Below are 16,115 nucleotides of genomic sequence, written 5' to 3'. Positions count from 1 at the left end.
GGAGGGAGCGGGGGAGAGGGGGGGGGAGAGGAGGAGGGGGGCGGGGGTGGGGGTGGCGGGCCCTCAATGAGGACCCCGGCCGGGGGAGGGGGGGGGGGGGGGGGGGGGGGGACCACCCCCCCCCCCCCCCCGGCGTCGTACTGTCCGGCTGTCCGGCTGTTTTGCCGTTTTGCTGTCCTGCTCCGGTACGGCGCCGCTACCCGGACGGCAGGCGCAGGGCGGCGAGGACCGGGAGGTGGTCCGTCGCCGTGTGGAGGTCCCGCGGGTCGAGTCCCGGCAGGGTCCCGGGGGTGGGCACTCCGCAGCCGAGGACCTCGACGCCCGCCGTGGCGAAGACCGCGTCGATCCGCTTGCGGGGCCCGGCCGCCGGCCAGGTCGGCCCGTCGCCCCAGGGCCGTACGGTCCGGCAGTCCTGCAGTTCCCCGGCGAGCCTCCGGAAGGCCGGCCCTTCCGGTTCGTCGTTGACGTCCCCGGCGGCGACGGCGTACGGCACGTCCATGGCCTTCAGCCGGTCCAGCAGCATCCCGGCCTGGACGAGCCGCTCGTCGGCCCGCAGGGACAGGTGGGCGCTCAGCACGCCGACCCGCGCCCCGGCGAACCGTACGACCGCCGTCGCGAAGCCCCTCCGGTGCAGGCCGGGCGTGCGCGGGAGCAGGACGTCCTCGGCGTGTTCGACCGTGGCCCGCAGCGAGCACAGCAGCAGCGGGCCGGCTGCCGTCGCGCCACCGCTCAGCATCACGAGGTCCGTCCTGGCGGCGAGGCGGGCCGCGTGCTTGCGCCAGCGGAAGAAGATCGGGGCCTCCTGGACGAAGACCAGGTCGGGGGCGCAGGCGCGGATCACCCGCGCGAGTGCCTCCTCGTCGTCGCGCAGTGACCGGATGTTGTAGCTCAGCACCCGGATCACGGCGGAACCGTCGGCTTCAGTACGGGAGTTGGGCAGCTCCAGGGCATCCATGGCATCCATGGCCACCAACATAGGCAGCTGCCCGCCGCGGCCACAGGGGGCGCGACGGGCAGCGTGTCCGCGTGTGCGGGAATGCAGGAATGCGGGCGGGTACCGACGGATGCGGGAACCGCGGCGGGGCCTCAGCCCTGGCGGGCCAGGTCGGCCGCGCCGACGAGTCCGGCCTTGCCGCCGAGCTGCGCGGCCAGGACCTGGGCGTGCGGACGCCACTGGCCGCCGATCAGCCAGCGCCGGAAGGACTTGCGGATCGGGTCGAGGACGAGCTCGCCCTCGTCGGAGACTCCGCCGCCGACGATGAACGCCGACGGGTCGAAGAGGGAGGCGAGGTCGGCGAGGCCCGCGCCGGCCCAGCGGGCCAGCTCGCGGAAGGAGTCGACGGCGACCTTGTCGCCCTGGCGGGCGGCCGCGCTGATGTGCTTGCCCTCGATGCCCGCGACGGTGCCGTCGCCGAGGCCGAGGAGGATCTCCGCGTGCTCGGGGGTGGCGTTGGCGCGCTGCTTCGCGTACCGGACGAGCGCACGGCCGGAGGCGTACTGCTCCCAGCAGCCCTGGCTGCCGCAGCCGCAGAGCAGGCCGTCGGGGACGACCCGGATGTGGCCGAACTCGGCGGCGACGCCGAAGCGGCCGCGGCGGAGCTTGTTGCCGATGATGATGCCGCCGCCCAGGCCGGTGCCGAGGGTGATGCAGATGACGTCCTCGTGGCCCTGGCCGGCGCCGAAGCGGTACTCGCCCCAGGCGGCGCAGTTGGCGTCGTTCTCGACGACCACGGGGAGGCCGATGCGCTGCTCGACCTTGTCCTTGAGCGGCTCGTGGCGCCAGTTGATGTTGGGGGCGAAGAGTACGGTGGCGCGCTTGTCGTCCACGTACCCGGCGGCGCCGATGCCGACGGCCTCGATGGTGTGGCTGCTGCTGACTTCGGCGACGGCGGTGCAGATCGCGTCCGTCACTCCGTCCGCGGTCGGCGGGGTGGGCACCTTGTACGTCTCAAGGATGGTGCCCTCTTCGTCGACCACTCCGGCCGCGATCTTCGTGCCGCCGATGTCGACGCCGATGGTGAGTCCCATTAGTCCCTCGGTTTCCGGTCAAACCCCGCCAGGGCCAACCGTACCCGAGCGCGCGGGCCCGTCAGTCGAGGTCGATGCGCTCGGACCGGCCGGGGCCGTCGTCCTCGGGGCCGTGGTCGCGGGGTGCCCGGGGGCCCTGCGGGTCCTGGGCGTCCCGGGTCCAGCGGCTCTCGTGGCCCTCGACGGCGGACCGGTAGGCGGCGAGCAGCTCGGATCCGGCGGCCGCGAGGTGGTCGAAGACCTGCGGGTTGCGTTCGATGACGGGTTCCACCGCGGACTTCGCCTGGCTGACGAACTGGCGGACGGCCCCCTGGGCTGCGGCTCCGAACAGCGGGTTGTTGAAGGAGGACACCTTGTCGGCGACCGCTTCGACGAGCTTGAAGAGCTCTTCGGCGGCGCTGCCGGGGGTGCCTGCGGAGGCGCCCTTTTCGGCGCGGATGCGCGCCTGCTCGGCGGCGAGGTCCTCGGCGCAGGCCTTCGCCCAGGCGTCGTCGTCGGTGGGGCGGTCGGTGGCCTCGCTCATGGCGACTCCTGGGACTGCGGCGGCGGACCGCTCGGGCTCTGCCCTTCGACCTTACCCGAACGGGTGCACGCTGTTCAGCGGCCACCGGTTGCGGGCGTCACCCGCGGGAGGGCCACAGTCCGGGGTCGGGGGTGAAGCGGATCCGCAGCTCGCCCTCGCGCAGGGAGGCGCCGGAGACGCCGCAGCGGCGCAGCGCCGACGGCAGGGAAACGATCCTGCGGAACGGCCCGACCGTGAGCAGCAGTTCGTCGCCGCGCCGGACCAGGTCGAGCCCTTCCTTGGTCGCGCCGGGCAGCGGCACCCGCCAGACCAGCACGCCGTCCTGCGCGCGCCGGTCCTCCACGGCCCAGGGGGTCCGGCCGGGGGCGCCGCAGGGGCCGGGGTCGAGGAGGGCCAGGTCGCCGGCGCCGCGCGGGTCGCGGCCCAGGTGCGCGAGCTCGCGCACGGGGGCTGCCTGCGCGGCCCAGGCGGTGAGGCACTCGTCCTGCTGCGCGGCGAGTCCGGCGAGCCACGGGTCGGCGGATCCGCGCGGCAGCACGCGGTTCGCGATCAGCGCCTCCACGGGCAGCCCGTGCAGGGCGAAGCCGGTGACGGCGGCGCGTACGGCCGCGGCGCCCGCCGGTCCGGGTTCGGCGACGAGCCGGACGGCCGTGCTCCCGGCATCGACGACCGCCTGGACGGCGGCCAGCTCCTCGTCCCAGCGGGCGGCGGTCTCGTACAGCCACTGCGCGGGCATCGGCACCCCGGCGAGCTGGGCCAGTACGGGGCGCAGCGAGCGGGCGGCCTGGCGTTCGGCGGGGAGCAGGCGGCGCAGGTAGCGGCGCAGCTGGGCCGGGAGTGCGAGCAGGTCGACGGCCTCGCGGACCGGCGGGAGGTCGGCGACGACCAGGTCGTACGCACCGCTCTCCGCGGCCCGGCGCAGCGTGCGGAGCAGCGCGAACTGCTCGGCGCCGGGGACGGCGGTGAGCTCCTCGGCCTCCAGCGGGCGGGCGCCGAGCAGCTCGAACACGGCTCCGCCGCGTTCCTGGAGGGCGACGATCTCGGCGCGGAACCGGGCGTCGGGGTCGAGGCGGGCGGTGGTGACGCCCGGGAGGTCGCCGTCGGGGAGGCAGGCGCCGGTCAGCAGGACGCGGCGGCCCTGGCGGGCGGCCGCGAGGGCGGTGGCCGCGGCCACGGTGGTGCGGCCGGCGCCGCCGGGGCCGGTCACGAGGAGGGTGCGCATGGTGCTCGTCCTGCCGTAGCGGTGTCTGCCGGGGCCGGCCGGCCCCGCGGGGGCGGTCGTTTCCCCGCCCCTGTCCGTCCCGTCCGGGGGCGCACCCCCGTCCGGGAGACCGCTCAGGCCGACTCGACGCGCTTCTTCAGGCCGGCGAGGGCGCGGTCGATGATGACCTTCTCCGCCTTGCGCTTGATCATGCCGAGCATGGGGATCTTGACGTCGACGGTGAGCTGGTAGGTGACCTCGGTGGCGACACCGCCGTCGAGGCCGGCCAGCTTGTACGAGCCGTCGAGCACCCGCAGCATCTGCGACTTGACCAGCGTCCAGCTGACCTCGTCGGTGCCGCTCCAGGTGTAGGCGAGCGTGTGGTCGTCCTTGATCGCCCCGGCGTCGAGCAGGAGGCGGACCTGCTCGGCGCGCCCCTGGGCGTCCGCGGCGAGCACCTCGGCCTCCTTCACCTCACCGGTCCACTCCGGGTAGCGGGCGAAGTCGGCGATCACGGCCATGACCTCGGCCGGGGAGGCCTTGATCGTGATGCTCGAGCTGGTGTGTTCCGCCATCGCTGGGGCTCTCCTCGGTGTGTATCGGGGAAGGCGGCGGCCACGGGCCGCCGCGTGAAGGCTACCGCGCACGGGGCCCGTCACCACTCCAGGGCCCACGGCCGCCCTGTCGAGGCGAAATGGCCGACGTTCACGCATTCCGTGGCCCCGATCCGCATCCGGCGGGCGAGGGGCTGGTGGACGTGGCCGAAGAGCGCGTAGCGGGGCCGGACCCGGTGGATCGCGGCGAGCAGGGCTTCGCTGCCGCGCTCGAACCGGCGCGCCACGGTGTCGTAGCAGAGCTCGGGGACCTCCGGCGGGATGTGCGAGCACAGCACGTCCACCTCGCCCAGGGCCTCGACCTTGGCGGCGTACTCCTCGGGGTCGACCTCGTAGGGGGTCCGCACGGGGGAGGGCAGGCCGCCGCCGACGAAGCCGAAGACGAGGCCGCCGATCTCGACGCTCTCGCCGTCGAGGACGGTGGTTCCCGGCCGGGCGTACTCGGGCCACAGGGCGGGGATGTCGACGTTGCCGTAGGTGGCGTACGTGGGGGTGGAGAAGACCGCGAACATCTCGGCGTACTGCTTGCGCACCGCGCCCTCGATGAGGGCCTCGCGGTCCATGCCGGCCCAGAGCCGGGCGCCGAGCCTGCGGGCCTCCTCGAAGCGGCGCTCGGTGCGCAGCTGCACGATCAGGTCGGCGTTCTCGGTGCCGAAGAGGTCGGGGAAGATGCCGCGCGAGTGGTCGGCGTAGTCCAGGAAGAGGACGAGGTCGCCGAGGCAGACGAGGGCGTCGGCGCCGTCGCCCGCCCGCGCGAGGGCTTCGGTGTTGCCGTGGACGTCGCTGACGACGTGAACCCTGTTGTTGCCCCGCCTCGTACCACCCATGCCGATCACCCTAGGGCGGGCCGCGCGAGGCCGGTAGAGGGTGCTGCCACGGGGGCCGGAAGCAGCCCCACCAGTCCCGGGCGCAACCGGAAGCGACGGCCCTACCTGCGGTTACTTCCTAGTGTGGAACGGCGTCGACTACTGTCAGCCGGTAAAGACCGCGTTGTGTGACGCACGGAACATCTGGCCGGTTCCCTCTATCCGGAACCCACTACCGGTGGGTAACGTCCGGTCGGTCCGCATCGTGGCGATGGCGCCCAGAGGAGCAGCAGTCTTGCGCGAGTTCAGCCTTCCGGCCCTGTACGAGGTCCCGTCGGACGGGAATCTGACGGATCTCATCCGCCGTAACGCCGCTCAGCATCCCGACACCGCCGTCATGAGCCGCAAGGCCGACGGCGTCTGGCAGGACGTGACGGCCACCGCATTCCTGGCCGAGGTCCGGGCCGTCGCCAAGGGCCTGATCGCCGCGGGCGTCGGTCCCGGCGACCGCGTGGCGCTGATCTCCCGCACCCGCTACGAGTGGGTGCTGGCCGACTTCGCGATCTGGACCGCCGGCGCGGTGACCGTGCCCGTGTACGAGACCAGCTCGCCCGAGCAGATCCAGTGGATCCTCGGCGACTCCGGCGCCGTCGCGGTGATCGTCGAGGGCTCGGGGCACAGCGAGGCGCTCTCCGGTCTGCGCGACAGCCTGCCCGCCCTGCAGCACGTCTGGGAGATCGAGCGCGGCGGCATCGAGGAGCTGCGCACCGCGGGCGCCGAGGTGAGCGACGCGCTGGTCGACGAGCGCAGCACGCTCGCGAACGCCGACGACCCGGCGACCATCGTCTACACCTCCGGGACCACGGGCCGCCCCAAGGGCTGCGTGCTGACCCACCGCAACTTCTTCGCCGAGTGCGGCAACGTGGTCGAGCGCCTCAAGCCGCTCTTCCGCACCGGCGAGTGCTCGGTGCTGCTCTTCCTCCCGGCGGCCCACGTGTTCGGGCGGCTGGTCGAGGTCGCGGCCGTGCTGGCGCCGATCCGGCTGGGCTGCGTACCGGACATCAAGAACCTCACCGACGAGCTGCAGTCCTTCCGCCCGACGCTGATCCTCGGCGTGCCGCGGGTCTTCGAGAAGGTCTACAACTCGGCGCGCGCCAAGGCGCAGGCCGACGGCAAGGGCAAGATCTTCGACGCCGCGGCCGACACGGCCATCGCGTACAGCCGGGCGCTGGACACCCCTTCGGGCCCGGGCTTCGGCCTGCGCCTGAAGCACAAGATCTTCGGCAAGCTCGTCTACAGCAAGCTGCACGCGGTGCTGGGCGGGCGCGGCGAGTACGCGATCTCCGGCGGCGCGCCGCTGGGCGAGCGGCTCGGCCACTTCTTCCGCGGCATCGGCTTCACGGTGCTGGAGGGCTACGGCCTGACGGAGTCCTGCGCGGCCACGGCCTTCAACCCGTGGGACCGGCAGAAGATCGGTACGGTCGGCCAGCCGCTGCCGGGTTCCGTGGTGCGGATCGCGGACGACGGCGAGGTGCTGCTGCACGGCGAGCACATCTTCCAGGGCTACTGGCAGAACGAATCGGCGACCGCCGAGGCACTGACCGACGGCTGGTTCCACACCGGTGACGTCGGCACGCTCGACGAGGACGGCTTCCTCGCGATCACCGGCCGCAAGAAGGAGATCATCGTCACCGCGGGCGGCAAGAACGTCGCCCCTGCGGTGATCGAGGACCGGATCCGGGCGCACGCGCTGGTCGCGGAGTGCATGGTCGTGGGCGACGGGCGGCCGTTCGTCGGCGCGCTGGTCACCATCGACGAGGAGTTCCTGGGCCGCTGGGCGCAGGAGAACGGCAAGCCCGCGGGGGCGACGGCGGCGGCGCTGCGCGAGGACGCGGACCTGCTCGCCGCCGTGCAGAAGGCGGTCGACGACGGCAACGCCGCCGTCTCCAAGGCGGAATCGGTGCGGAAGTTCCGCATCCTGCCCTCCCAGTTCACGGAGGAGTCGGGACACATCACCCCGTCGCTGAAGCTCAAGCGCAACGTGGTGGCGAAGGACTACGCGGACGAGATCGAGGCGCTCTACCGCGGCTAGATCCGGAAGAGACGGCCTATCGCTGGTCCTCGGCGAGTACCCGGGCGAGGTTGCGCTCCGCGAGCGCGGTGATCGTGACGAACGGGTTCACGCCGAGGGTGCCCGGCACCAGCGAGCCGTCGGTGACGTACAGGTTCGGGTAGCCCTTGACCCGCCCGTGCGTGTCGGTGGCCCGGCCGAGCACGCAGCCGCCCAGCGGGTGGTACGTGAAGTCGTCGGCGAACGCCCTGTTGCCGCCGAAGAGGTCGTGCCGGTACACGGTGACATTGGTCCGGTTGATGCGGTCGAAGAGCCGTCGGGCGGCGGCGACCGCCGGGGCGTTCTGGTCCCTGGTCCAGTTCAGCCGCGCGGAGTCGGTGGCGGCGTCGTAGGTGAAGCGGCCGCGCTCCGGGTTCCTGGTGATGGCCAGGTACATCGAGATCCAGTGCTCCAGGCCCATGGGCAGCGGGGCGATCTCGGCGAAGACGGGGTTGGCGGCGTTGTCCCAGTCGTCGATGCCGAGGGCGGGCATGGTGGACTGGTGGGCGCCGACCGTGTCCCACAGGTGGTTGGCGCGGGCGGTCATCACGTTGCCGTTGGGCCCCCAGCCGAGGCCGACCTCCGGGCTGAGGCCGGGGAGGGTGCCGGTCTCGCGGGCGCGCAGCAGGATCTCGGTGGTGCCGAGGCTGCCGGCGCCCAGGAAGAGCTGCCGGCAGCCCAGTTCGCGGGTCTCGGTCACCTGTCCGGTGAGGTCGATGCGGCGGACGGTGAGCACGTACGTCCCGTCGGGCTCGCGGCGGACGCCGACCACCCGCTGCAGGGTCTCGATGGTGACGTTGCCAGTGCCGAGGGCGGCGGCCAGGTAGGTCTTGTCGACGCTCTTCTTGCCGTGGTTGTTGCCGTAGATGACCTCGCCGGCCAGCGCGGACCGGGGCGCCTCGCCGGCGGCCTCGCGCTGCATGTGTCCGAAGTCGTAGACGTTGGGGACGAAGACCGTCTTCAGGCCGGTCCGGGCGGCGTGCTTGCGGGAGACGCGGGCGAAGCGGTACCACTCGGTCGACTCGAACCACGCGGGGTCGATGTCGTTCACGCCGAGCATCCGGCGGGCCAGCGGGAAGTACGTGCCGTACATCTCGTCGGCGTCCACGCCGGGGAAGACCTCGGTGAAGTACGAGCGGCGGGGCGTGGGGGCCATGCCGCCGTTGACGAGGGAGCCGCCGCCGACGCCGCGGCCGACGTACACGGACATGTCGCCGTAGTGCACGCGGTCGAGGACGCCGGGGTACGGGGTGATGTTCCGGTTGACCACGTCGAGCCAGAGGAACTGCGCGAGCGGGGCCTCGGTCCGGGTGCGGAACCACATGGAGCGCCGGTCGGGCGCGGAGGTGGACGGGAAGACCTTGCCGTCGGAGCCGGGAGCGTCCCAGAGCCTGCCCATCTCCAGGACGACGGTGCGCACGCCCGCCTGCCCGAGCCGGAGCGCGGCCACGGCCGAGCCGTAGCCGGACCCGACGACGACGGCGGGGGCGAAGCCGCGGGCCGGGGGCTCCGCGGCCGCCGCCGATTCCAGGCCGATCCTGGTGAATCCGAGGGCAGCCGCCGTCTGCAGTGCGCCGAGACCCAGGAGATGACGGCGCGTCAGATGAGGTGTCATGGGCGCATCATGAGCGGAATTCGGCCGTCCGCCCAGACGCGGTGTTGACAGACTTCTGAGTGACAGTCAGGCGGGCGTCGCCCGGCGGGCGGTCAGCAGCAGGTACTCCCACTCCAGCACGCCGTCGCGGGCCGACCCGCGGGCGAGCTCGGCCAGCTCCCGGTCCAGCGCGTCCGTACGCTCCGCGTCGTCGGCGATGTTGCGGTAGGTGGCGATCGTCGGGCCGTACGCCGCCTTGAAGAAGTCGCGGAAGTCCTCGGGCCGCTCGAAGCGGTCGATGCTCACGGTCTGCCGACGCGCCTCGACCCCGGTGACCCGGTCGCCGAGGAGCTCGCGCACGTGCTCCTCGCGGCCCCACAGCGGCGGGGGCTGCGCACCGGGCGGCGGCGCCGGCGCGTAGGGCTTCATGACGCCGAACATCCGGCCGATGAACCCTTCGGGGGTCCAGCTGACCAGGCCGATCGTGCCGCCCGGCCGGCAGACCCGGACCAGCTCGTCGGCGGCGGCCTGGTGGTGGGGGGCGAACATGACGCCGACGCAGGACATCACGGTGTCGAAGGCCCCGTCCTCGAAGGGCAGTGCCTCCGCATCGGCCTCCTGCCACTCCAGGACCGCCCCGTGCTCCTGCGCCTCCCGCCGGCCGGCCTCCAGCAGTTCCGGGGTGAGGTCCGAGGCCACGACGTCCGCGCCGGCCAGCGCCGCCGGGACGGCGGCGTTGCCGGTGCCCGCCGCCACGTCCAGCACCCGGTCACCGGGCTTGACGGCGCAGGCCCGGACCAGGACCTCGCCCAGCTCGGGGATGAGCGAGGAGGCCACCGACGAGTAGTCGCCCAGGGCCCACATCTTCCGGTGCCGGGCCTTCAGTTCGCGGTCGGCTCCGGCCGCGTCGTTCCCGACGGTCATGGCAGCTCACCTCCGGTCGGCCCGGCGTCCCGTCCACCGGACGGACGGAGCGTACGGGCGCGGTGCCGTTCCCTCCTTCCGAGGATAGGAACGAACGGACCACCCGGCCCGGCGAGGCGGGCGCGACCGGCGCCCCCGGAGCCGCCGTGCGGGAGCCGCCTCAGAGCAGCTGCCTGAGCCGCTCCGCCAGCAGGTCCCAGCGCCACTTCTCCTCGACCCAGGCCCGGCCCCGCTCGCCCATGCGGCGCCGCAGCTCCGGGTCCTTCAGCAGGGCCGTGATGCGGTCCGCGCTCTCCTCCGGGCTGCCGCCGCGGACCACCCAGCCCGTCTCGCCGTCCAGCACCGCGTCGGGAGCGCCGCCGGAGTCGCCCGCCACCACCGGCAGGCCCGTGGCCGACGCCTCCAGGTAGACGATGCCGAGCCCTTCCACGTCGAGCCCGCCCCGCCGGGTCCGGCAGGGCATCGCGAAGACGTCGCCCGCGCCGTAGTGCGCCGGCAGCTCCTCCCACGGCACCGCCCCGGTGAAGCGGACCGAGTCCGCCACCCCCGTCTCGGCCGCCAGCCGGTGCAGGTCCTTCTCGTACGGTCCGCCGCCCACCACCAGCAGGACGGCGTCCGGCACCTCGGCCAGGATCCGCGGCATCGCGAGGATCAGCGTGTCCTGGCCCTTGCGCGGCACCAGCCGGGAGACGCACACGACCACCGGCCGGTCCGTCAGGCCCAGCCGCGCCCGTACGTCGTCGCCGCCCGAATCCGGGTGGAAGGTCTTCTCGTCGACCCCGGGCGGCAGCTGCACCATCCGGGCCGCCGCCGCGCCGGTCAGCGCGCCGGCGATCCGGGACCGGGTGTACTCGCCCAGATAGGTGATCGTGTCCGTGCCCTCGCCGATCCGCTGGAGCAGCTGCCGGGACGCGGGCAGCTGCGCCCACCCGGCCTCGTGCCCGTGCGAGGTCGCGACCAGCCGCTCCGCACCGGCCCGGCGCAGCGCCGGACCCATCAGCCCGAGCGGGGCGGCCGCGCCGAACCACACGGACCCGCAGCCGTGGGCACGCAGCAGCTCGGTCGCCCGCCGGGTCACCCGGGGCGTGGGCAGCAGCATGGTCGTACGGTCGCGGACCACCTGGAAGGGCTGCTCCGCGTCGAAGGCGGCGGTGGCCGCGCGTCCCTCGTCGGTGTGCTTCCAGGTGGAGGCGTAGACGACGATCCGGTCCGGGTCCAGGCGCAGCGCCATGTTGTGCAGGAAGGCCTGGATGCCGCCGGGGCGGGGCGGGAAGTCGTTGGTCACGATCAGCGTCTTGTGCATCGTCTGCGACAGTACCGAACGGCCGCGCTTCGCGGCTGCCGGGGCCGCCCGGCGGCATCATGGCGCGATGCTCCTCACCGCCTGGGCGGCGTCCCGGGCCCTGCTGCTCCTGTGCGTCTTCCGGGTGCTCGTCCTGCCCGGCCCCGATGTCACCACCGACGTCCACGTCATCTACCAGGGCTGGTACCAGGTGCTGCGGACGGGCACCTTCCCGCTGGACGACGTCACCTGGCAGTACCCGCCCGCCGCGGCGCTCGCCGTCCTCTCCCCCGCCCTGCTGCCCTTCCTCGACTACGCGACCGCGTTCTTCGTGCTGGCCCTGGCCACCGACGCGCTGGTCACCGGACTGCTGGTACGGGAGGGTCGGCGGCCCGGACGCCGGCGCCTCGGCGCGTGGACCTGGGTGGCGGGCCTGCCGCTGCTGGGCCCGACGGCGTACGCCCGCTACGACCTGATGGTCACGGCGGTGGCGGTGGCCGCCCTGCTGCTCCCCCGGGCGCGCGGGCCCCTGGTGGCGCTCGGCGCACTGCTCAAGGTGTGGCCGGTCCTGCTGCTCACGGGGGTGCGGGGGGCCGCCGCCTTCCGGTCGGCCGCACTGACCGGTGCGGCCCTCCTGGCCGCCTTCACCGTCGCGATGCCGGGCGCGCTGTCCTTCCTGGCCTTCCAGAGGGACCGCGGCACCGAGGTGGAGTCGCTGGGCGCACTGGCGTTCCACGTGGCCCGCCGGCTGGGCTGGGAGGGGCGGGTGCAGATGAACTACGGCTCGGTGGAGTTCCTCGGGCCGTACGTGCCGCTGGCCAGCCGGTGCGCACTGGCACTGACCGTGCTGGCCTTCGGATGGCTGCTGTACTGGCGGCTGCGGGCCGGGGCCGTGGGGACCTTCCGGCCGCACACGGCCGCGGACGCGGCCTTCACGGCGGTGCTGCTCTTCACGACGACGAGCCGGGTGATCAGCCCGCAGTACCTGGTGTGGCTGGTGGGGCTGGCCGCGGTCTGCCTGACGCTGTGCTCGACGCGGATGCTGCTCCCGGCCCGGCTGGTGCTCGTGGCGGCGTTCGCGACCTTCCTGGAGTTCCCCCTGTGGTTCTCGCACGTGGTGCACGGCGGCTGGCCGGGCGTCACGGCGCTGTTCGTGCGCAACGGCCTGCTGGTGGCGGCCGCCCTGCTGGCCTGCCGCGCGCTGTGGACGGACACCGTGCCCCCGCGGGAGGGGGCGCGGCGGATCACCCGTCCTGCCCGAGCCCGGCGCGCAGATAACGGCGCCAGGACGCCGTGAACGTGCGCTCGTCGGTGCCGAGGACGGAGGCGAAGGCGGCCTCCGGGGAGGACGCGGCCACGGCGGTGTAGAAGGCGGTGAGCTTCTCCTCGCCCCACTGCTGCGCGATCAGGCGGCAGGCCAGCCAGGCGCCCTCGTACGCCGCGGCCAGCGCGTCCGCGTCACCGCCGAAGGCGAACTGCCCGTTCTGCGGCAGCCGCCCCGGGACCTCCCCGCGGCGCACCGCCCTGCCGAGGGCGGGCGCCGCCTCCCGCGGGGTGCGGCCGCTTACCCGGTACGCCGCCCAGTCCGCGAAGCCCTCCGAGAGCCACAGCGGGGTCGAGGCGGAGGTGGCCGTCCGGGTCGCGACGTGGGTGATCTCGTGGGCGAGCACCACGCGCCGGCCGAGCTCGCCGAGCTCTCCGTACGCCTGCGGGTTCACCACCACCCGGTCCGCGGGGGCCGGCCGGGCGCCGGTCTCCCCGGTGGTGACCGCCGCCATCCCGGCGTACGCGGACGGCGCCGAGCCCAGCAGCGCGGCCATGCCGTCCAGGGAGGCGGGTACGAGGACCACCGCGCGGCCCGGCCACCGGCCCGGCCAGGCGGCGTCCACGGCGGGCACCGCGCGGTCGGCCGCGGCGGCGACGGCGGTCAGCAGCGGCTCCGGCTGCCCGGTTCCCATCACCAGGACGCGGTGTCCGCGCACGGCCGCGACCGGGCCCTGGTCCCACAGCTGCGGCTTCGCGCCCCGGCCTGGGCGGTCGGCGGTGACCCGCCAGCGGCCGTCCTGCCGGGCGAGTTCCACCTCCCGGGCGGCGGTCGCGGGCGCGGCGTCGTATCCGGCGAGGCGGTAGCGCAGTTCCGCGGCGGCGACGGCCCGGCCGCCGTCCGTGCGGACCGAGGTGACGGCGTACTCCCAGGACGCCAGCGGCACGCGGGCGAGCCGGGCGAAGGCTTCGCGGGCGCCGGGCCGCCGGTCCTGCGCGAGGTATCCGGCCTCGTCGCGGGCGAACAGCGCGGCCGACCAGGCCGAGAGCGCGGCCCGGACCTCCCGCGGCCCGGTGCCGACGGGGGTGGCGGTGCCGGCGGGGGTGGCGGTGCCGGCGGGGGTGGCGGTGCCGGCGGGGGTGGCGGTGCCGGCGGGGGTGGCGGTGCCGGCGGGGGCTGCGGTGCCGGCGGGGGCTGCGGGCGCCGCGCATCCGGCGGCGGGCAGCAGCAGGAGGGCCGACAGCATTGCCGCCGCCCGGTACCGCACCCGCCGCGCTGCCGTCACCCGCCCGATCGTACGCGCGCCGCCGGACGCACCGGCGGGCCGGTCAGACCCGGGTGACCGCCGACACCGGCATCATCCCGACCGGGTCGTAGCGCACCGGCGCCCCCGGGTACGGCGCGTGGACCACCTGGCCGTTGCCCACGTACATGCCCACGTGGCTGGCGTCGGACCGGTACGTGACCAGGTCGCCGGGCCGGGCCTCGGAGAGGGGCACGCGCCGGCCGGCGTGGCGCTGCGCCTGCGAGGTGCGCGGCAGGGAGACGCCGACCTGCCGGTACGACCAGACCATCAGCCCGGAACAGTCGAAGCCGGAGGGGCCGGTCGCGCCCCACACGTAGGGGCGTCCGACGGCCGCGCGGGCGGCGGAGACCGCGGCAGCGGCGCGTCCCGACGAGGCGCCCGCACCGGACGTCTCGGGCACGGCCTCGCCGCGGCCGGAGCGCGAGGACCGCTCGAACTCCGCGCGTTCCTCGGTCGGCATCGCGTTGAGCAGCCGCCGGGCCGCCGCGAGCTTCGCGGTCACGGCCCGCTTCTGCCGGGCCACCTCGGCGCGCAGCCGGTCGAGTTCGGCGAGCTTGCGGGAGGCCTCCTGGCGCTGCTGGCCCAGTTTGCGCTGGGCCTCGCGGAGTTCGGCGAGGCGGCCCGTCTGGCGGCTGGCCAGCCGGTCGAGCGCGGCCGCCTTGTCGAGGTAGCCGTCCGGGTCCTCGGAGAGCATCAGCTCGACGGCGGGGTCGACACCGCCGGAGCGGTACTGGGCCCCCGCGTAGCTGCCGAGCACGCCCCGCATCGTGTTGATGCGGTCCTGGCCGCGGGCGACGGCGTCCTGGACGCCGCGGACCTCGTCGCGCAGCTTCCCGGCCTTCTCCCCGGCCTCGTTGAAACGCTCGGTGGCCTTCTCGGCCTCTTCGAAGAGCCGGTCGACCGTGGCCCGGGCGCCCTGCGCCGGGTCGTGCGGCGCGGCGGTCGCGGGGGCGGCCGACAAGGCCGCCGCTGCAGTCGCCGCGGCCGCGGACAGCACGGTGACCTTGCTGCTCCGGTCAAGGCCCGACGGCGCGGGCCGGCGATGGGACGCCACTGGAAGCCGCACTCCCTTCCGCTGCGCGGCTCCCGTGTCCGCCCCCCGTGGACGGCCGTGTGCCGGGTTCCGCGCTGGCAGACAGTAGCCGCGCGACCACACCCCCACCAAAGACCCCAGCAGGCACACAGAGTGACGCCCCGCCGGAGAACACAGGTCACCGGCGGGGCGTGAGGTCAGTTGAAGGTGCCGCAATTCGCCCGGATGGGCGGTGTCGGCGCGTCCCGGCCGGGGAGACCGGGAGGCCTGCAACCGGGCAGATCAGCCGACGCGGACGCCGAACTGGAAGGGCATGTTGTCCATCGACTCGTACTTGACGCCGCTGCGCGGGTTCGAGGCGTGCAGCGTCATGTTGTTGCCCGCGTACAGGCCGACGTGGTGCAGGTCGCCGTAGAAGAAGACGAGGTCGCCGGGCTGCAGCTGGCTGCGGGATATCCGCGTGCCGTCGTTGACCTGGGTGTAGGTGACGCGGCTGATGTCGACGCCGGCCTGCCGGTACGCCCACTGGGTCAGACCCGAGCAGTCGAAGGAGTTGGGGCCTTCGTGACCGGACACGTACGCCGAGCCGAGCTTGGTCTTCGCGGCGGCCAGGGCCGCTCCGGCGCGGCCGGAGCCCTTCACGTTGCCGAGGTCCGCGCGGTCGCCGCCACCGCCGCCGGCCCGGCTGGCGCGGTTCTCTTCCTCGTCGAGCTTGGCCTTCTCCGCGGCGGTCAGCGTGTTGAGCAGCCGCTGCGCCTCGCCGAGCTTCGCCTGGACGCGCTTCTTGTTCTCGCCGAGCTCCTTGCGGGTCTCCGCGAGGTCCTTCAGCTTGCCCGCGGCCTCCTGGCGCTGCTGCGCGAGCGAGCGCTGCTTGGCCTGGATCTGCGTGACGGCGTCGGCCTGCTTGGCGCCCAGCTGGTCCAGCACGGAGGCCTTGGCCAGGTAGTCGTCGGGGTCGGCGGAGAGGAAGAGCTGTATGGAGCTGTCCATGCCGCCGGAGCGGTACTGGGCGCTGGCCATCGAACCGAGCGTGGAGCGGAGCTCGTTGAGCTCGGCCTGACCGCGGGCCACCTTGTCCTGCAGGTTGCCGATCTGCGTCTCGAGCTTCTCCTGCTGCTCCTTGGCGCCGTTCCACTTCTCGGTGGCCTGCTCGGCCTCCTCGTAGAGCTTGTCGACCTGCGACTTGACCTCGTCCTTGCCCGGCTTCGCGGGGGCGGCGGAGGCACCCTGGGTGGAAAGGGCGACGGCCGCGGCGGCGGTTGCGGTGAGCACGGTCACACGGGCGCGGTTCGGCTGCTTGGGTCGACGGTGGGACGCCACGGAGGCGAGCTCCTTCTTCCTAGAGCCGCCGACCGGGACAGCCCGGAGAACACAGACTCGGCGGACCTCCGCCCGCCACCCCGAATGGGTGATCAACCGCACGAAGGTTT

At 74.1% G+C, this 16,115-nt stretch carries 14 protein-coding genes; 2 read left to right on the top strand and 12 right to left on the bottom strand.

Features of this window, described 5'->3' with window-relative positions:
* Nucleotides 1–196: 196 nt before the first annotated feature.
* The 6 genes from ACZ7H1_RS17095 to ACZ7H1_RS17070 all read right to left on the bottom strand — a co-directional run bounded on the left by ACZ7H1_RS17095 (nucleotide 197) and on the right by ACZ7H1_RS17070 (nucleotide 5,193).
* Nucleotides 197–955, bottom strand: coding sequence for an endonuclease/exonuclease/phosphatase family protein (locus ACZ7H1_RS17095; protein ID WP_470787632.1), 759 nt, complete (start codon nucleotides 953–955; stop codon nucleotides 197–199).
* A 131-nt stretch (nucleotides 956–1,086) separates the two neighbouring features.
* Complete coding sequence (locus tag ACZ7H1_RS17090; protein WP_470787440.1) at nucleotides 1,087–2,028, bottom strand: ROK family glucokinase; 942 nt, start codon at nucleotides 2,026–2,028, stop codon at nucleotides 1,087–1,089.
* Nucleotides 2,029–2,089: 61 nt separating this feature from the next.
* Nucleotides 2,090–2,551: a DUF5304 domain-containing protein gene (locus ACZ7H1_RS17085; protein WP_470787439.1), complete on the bottom strand. Its 462-nt coding sequence runs from the start codon at nucleotides 2,549–2,551 to the stop codon at nucleotides 2,090–2,092.
* Between the two features lie 97 nt (nucleotides 2,552–2,648).
* Nucleotides 2,649–3,773: an ArsA family ATPase gene (locus tag ACZ7H1_RS17080; RefSeq protein ID WP_470787438.1), complete on the bottom strand. Its 1,125-nt coding sequence runs from the start codon at nucleotides 3,771–3,773 to the stop codon at nucleotides 2,649–2,651.
* Nucleotides 3,774–3,886: 113 nt separating this feature from the next.
* Complete coding sequence (locus ACZ7H1_RS17075; protein ID WP_470787437.1) at nucleotides 3,887–4,327, bottom strand: SRPBCC family protein; 441 nt, start codon at nucleotides 4,325–4,327, stop codon at nucleotides 3,887–3,889.
* An 80-nt stretch (nucleotides 4,328–4,407) separates the two neighbouring features.
* Nucleotides 4,408–5,193 carry a metallophosphoesterase family protein gene (locus ACZ7H1_RS17070; protein ID WP_470787436.1) on the bottom strand — a complete coding sequence of 262 codons (786 nt, stop codon included), beginning with the start codon at nucleotides 5,191–5,193 and terminating at the stop codon, nucleotides 4,408–4,410.
* A 274-nt stretch (nucleotides 5,194–5,467) separates the two neighbouring features.
* Here ACZ7H1_RS17070 and ACZ7H1_RS17065 point away from each other — a divergent pair, with 274 nt between their 5' ends.
* Nucleotides 5,468–7,264, top strand: coding sequence for an AMP-dependent synthetase/ligase (locus ACZ7H1_RS17065; protein WP_470787435.1), 1,797 nt, complete (start codon nucleotides 5,468–5,470; stop codon nucleotides 7,262–7,264).
* Between the two features lie 16 nt (nucleotides 7,265–7,280).
* Here ACZ7H1_RS17065 and ACZ7H1_RS17060 read toward each other — a convergent pair whose 3' ends face one another.
* The 3 genes from ACZ7H1_RS17060 to ACZ7H1_RS17050 all read right to left on the bottom strand — a co-directional run bounded on the left by ACZ7H1_RS17060 (nucleotide 7,281) and on the right by ACZ7H1_RS17050 (nucleotide 11,103).
* Entirely contained in the window at nucleotides 7,281–8,897 is a 1,617-nt protein-coding gene (locus ACZ7H1_RS17060; RefSeq protein WP_470787433.1) for a GMC oxidoreductase, read from the bottom strand.
* A gap of 66 nt (nucleotides 8,898–8,963) precedes the next feature.
* A complete protein-coding gene (locus tag ACZ7H1_RS17055; RefSeq protein WP_470787432.1) occupies nucleotides 8,964–9,800 on the bottom strand; it encodes a class I SAM-dependent methyltransferase in 837 nt (278 codons plus the stop codon).
* Nucleotides 9,801–9,960: 160 nt separating this feature from the next.
* The gene (locus ACZ7H1_RS17050; RefSeq protein WP_470787431.1) at nucleotides 9,961–11,103 is read right to left on the bottom strand and encodes a glycosyltransferase family 4 protein; all 1,143 of its coding nucleotides are present in this window, start codon (nucleotides 11,101–11,103) and stop codon (nucleotides 9,961–9,963) included.
* Nucleotides 11,104–11,170: 67 nt separating this feature from the next.
* Between ACZ7H1_RS17050 and ACZ7H1_RS17045 the strand changes: the two genes are divergently transcribed.
* On the top strand, nucleotides 11,171–12,379 hold the full coding sequence (locus tag ACZ7H1_RS17045) for a glycosyltransferase 87 family protein (RefSeq protein ID WP_470787430.1): 1,209 nt from the start codon (nucleotides 11,171–11,173) through the stop codon (nucleotides 12,377–12,379).
* On the opposite strand, the gene ACZ7H1_RS17040 is transcribed toward ACZ7H1_RS17045, so the two are convergent.
* The 3 genes from ACZ7H1_RS17040 to ACZ7H1_RS17030 all read right to left on the bottom strand — a co-directional run bounded on the left by ACZ7H1_RS17040 (nucleotide 12,327) and on the right by ACZ7H1_RS17030 (nucleotide 16,005).
* Nucleotides 12,327–13,631: a hypothetical protein gene (locus ACZ7H1_RS17040; protein ID WP_470787429.1), complete on the bottom strand. Its 1,305-nt coding sequence runs from the start codon at nucleotides 13,629–13,631 to the stop codon at nucleotides 12,327–12,329. The two genes, ACZ7H1_RS17045 and ACZ7H1_RS17040, sit on opposite strands and share 53 nt — an antisense overlap.
* A 43-nt stretch (nucleotides 13,632–13,674) precedes the next feature.
* On the bottom strand, nucleotides 13,675–14,706 hold the full coding sequence (locus ACZ7H1_RS17035) for a C40 family peptidase (protein ID WP_470787428.1): 1,032 nt from the start codon (nucleotides 14,704–14,706) through the stop codon (nucleotides 13,675–13,677).
* A 261-nt stretch (nucleotides 14,707–14,967) separates the two neighbouring features.
* Complete coding sequence (locus ACZ7H1_RS17030; protein WP_470787427.1) at nucleotides 14,968–16,005, bottom strand: C40 family peptidase; 1,038 nt, start codon at nucleotides 16,003–16,005, stop codon at nucleotides 14,968–14,970.
* Nucleotides 16,006–16,115 lie beyond the last annotated feature (110 nt).

The sequence above is a fragment of the Streptomyces sp. NPDC037401 genome (assembly GCF_055602345.1).
Note: the sequence above shows the minus strand (reverse complement) of the source record. Positions and strands in the feature narration are given on the sequence as shown.

Bases quoted from the DNA above. Each gene is read 5' to 3' on its own strand.
- ACZ7H1_RS17095 (WP_470787632.1), bottom strand. From the start codon at position 955: ATGGATGCCCTGGAGCTGCCCAACTCCCGTACTGAAGCCGACGGTTCC.
- ACZ7H1_RS17090 (WP_470787440.1), bottom strand. From the start codon at position 2,028: ATGGGACTCACCATCGGCGTCGACATCGGCGGCACGAAGATCGCGGCC.
- ACZ7H1_RS17085 (WP_470787439.1), bottom strand. From the start codon at position 2,551: ATGAGCGAGGCCACCGACCGCCCCACCGACGACGACGCCTGGGCGAAG.
- ACZ7H1_RS17080 (WP_470787438.1), bottom strand. From the start codon at position 3,773: ATGCGCACCCTCCTCGTGACCGGCCCCGGCGGCGCCGGCCGCACCACC.
- ACZ7H1_RS17075 (WP_470787437.1), bottom strand. From the start codon at position 4,327: ATGGCGGAACACACCAGCTCGAGCATCACGATCAAGGCCTCCCCGGCC.
- ACZ7H1_RS17070 (WP_470787436.1), bottom strand. From the start codon at position 5,193: ATGGGTGGTACGAGGCGGGGCAACAACAGGGTTCACGTCGTCAGCGAC.
- ACZ7H1_RS17060 (WP_470787433.1), bottom strand. From the start codon at position 8,897: ATGACACCTCATCTGACGCGCCGTCATCTCCTGGGTCTCGGCGCACTG.
- ACZ7H1_RS17055 (WP_470787432.1), bottom strand. From the start codon at position 9,800: ATGACCGTCGGGAACGACGCGGCCGGAGCCGACCGCGAACTGAAGGCC.
- ACZ7H1_RS17050 (WP_470787431.1), bottom strand. From the start codon at position 11,103: ATGCACAAGACGCTGATCGTGACCAACGACTTCCCGCCCCGCCCCGGC.
- ACZ7H1_RS17045 (WP_470787430.1), top strand. From the start codon at position 11,171: ATGCTCCTCACCGCCTGGGCGGCGTCCCGGGCCCTGCTGCTCCTGTGC.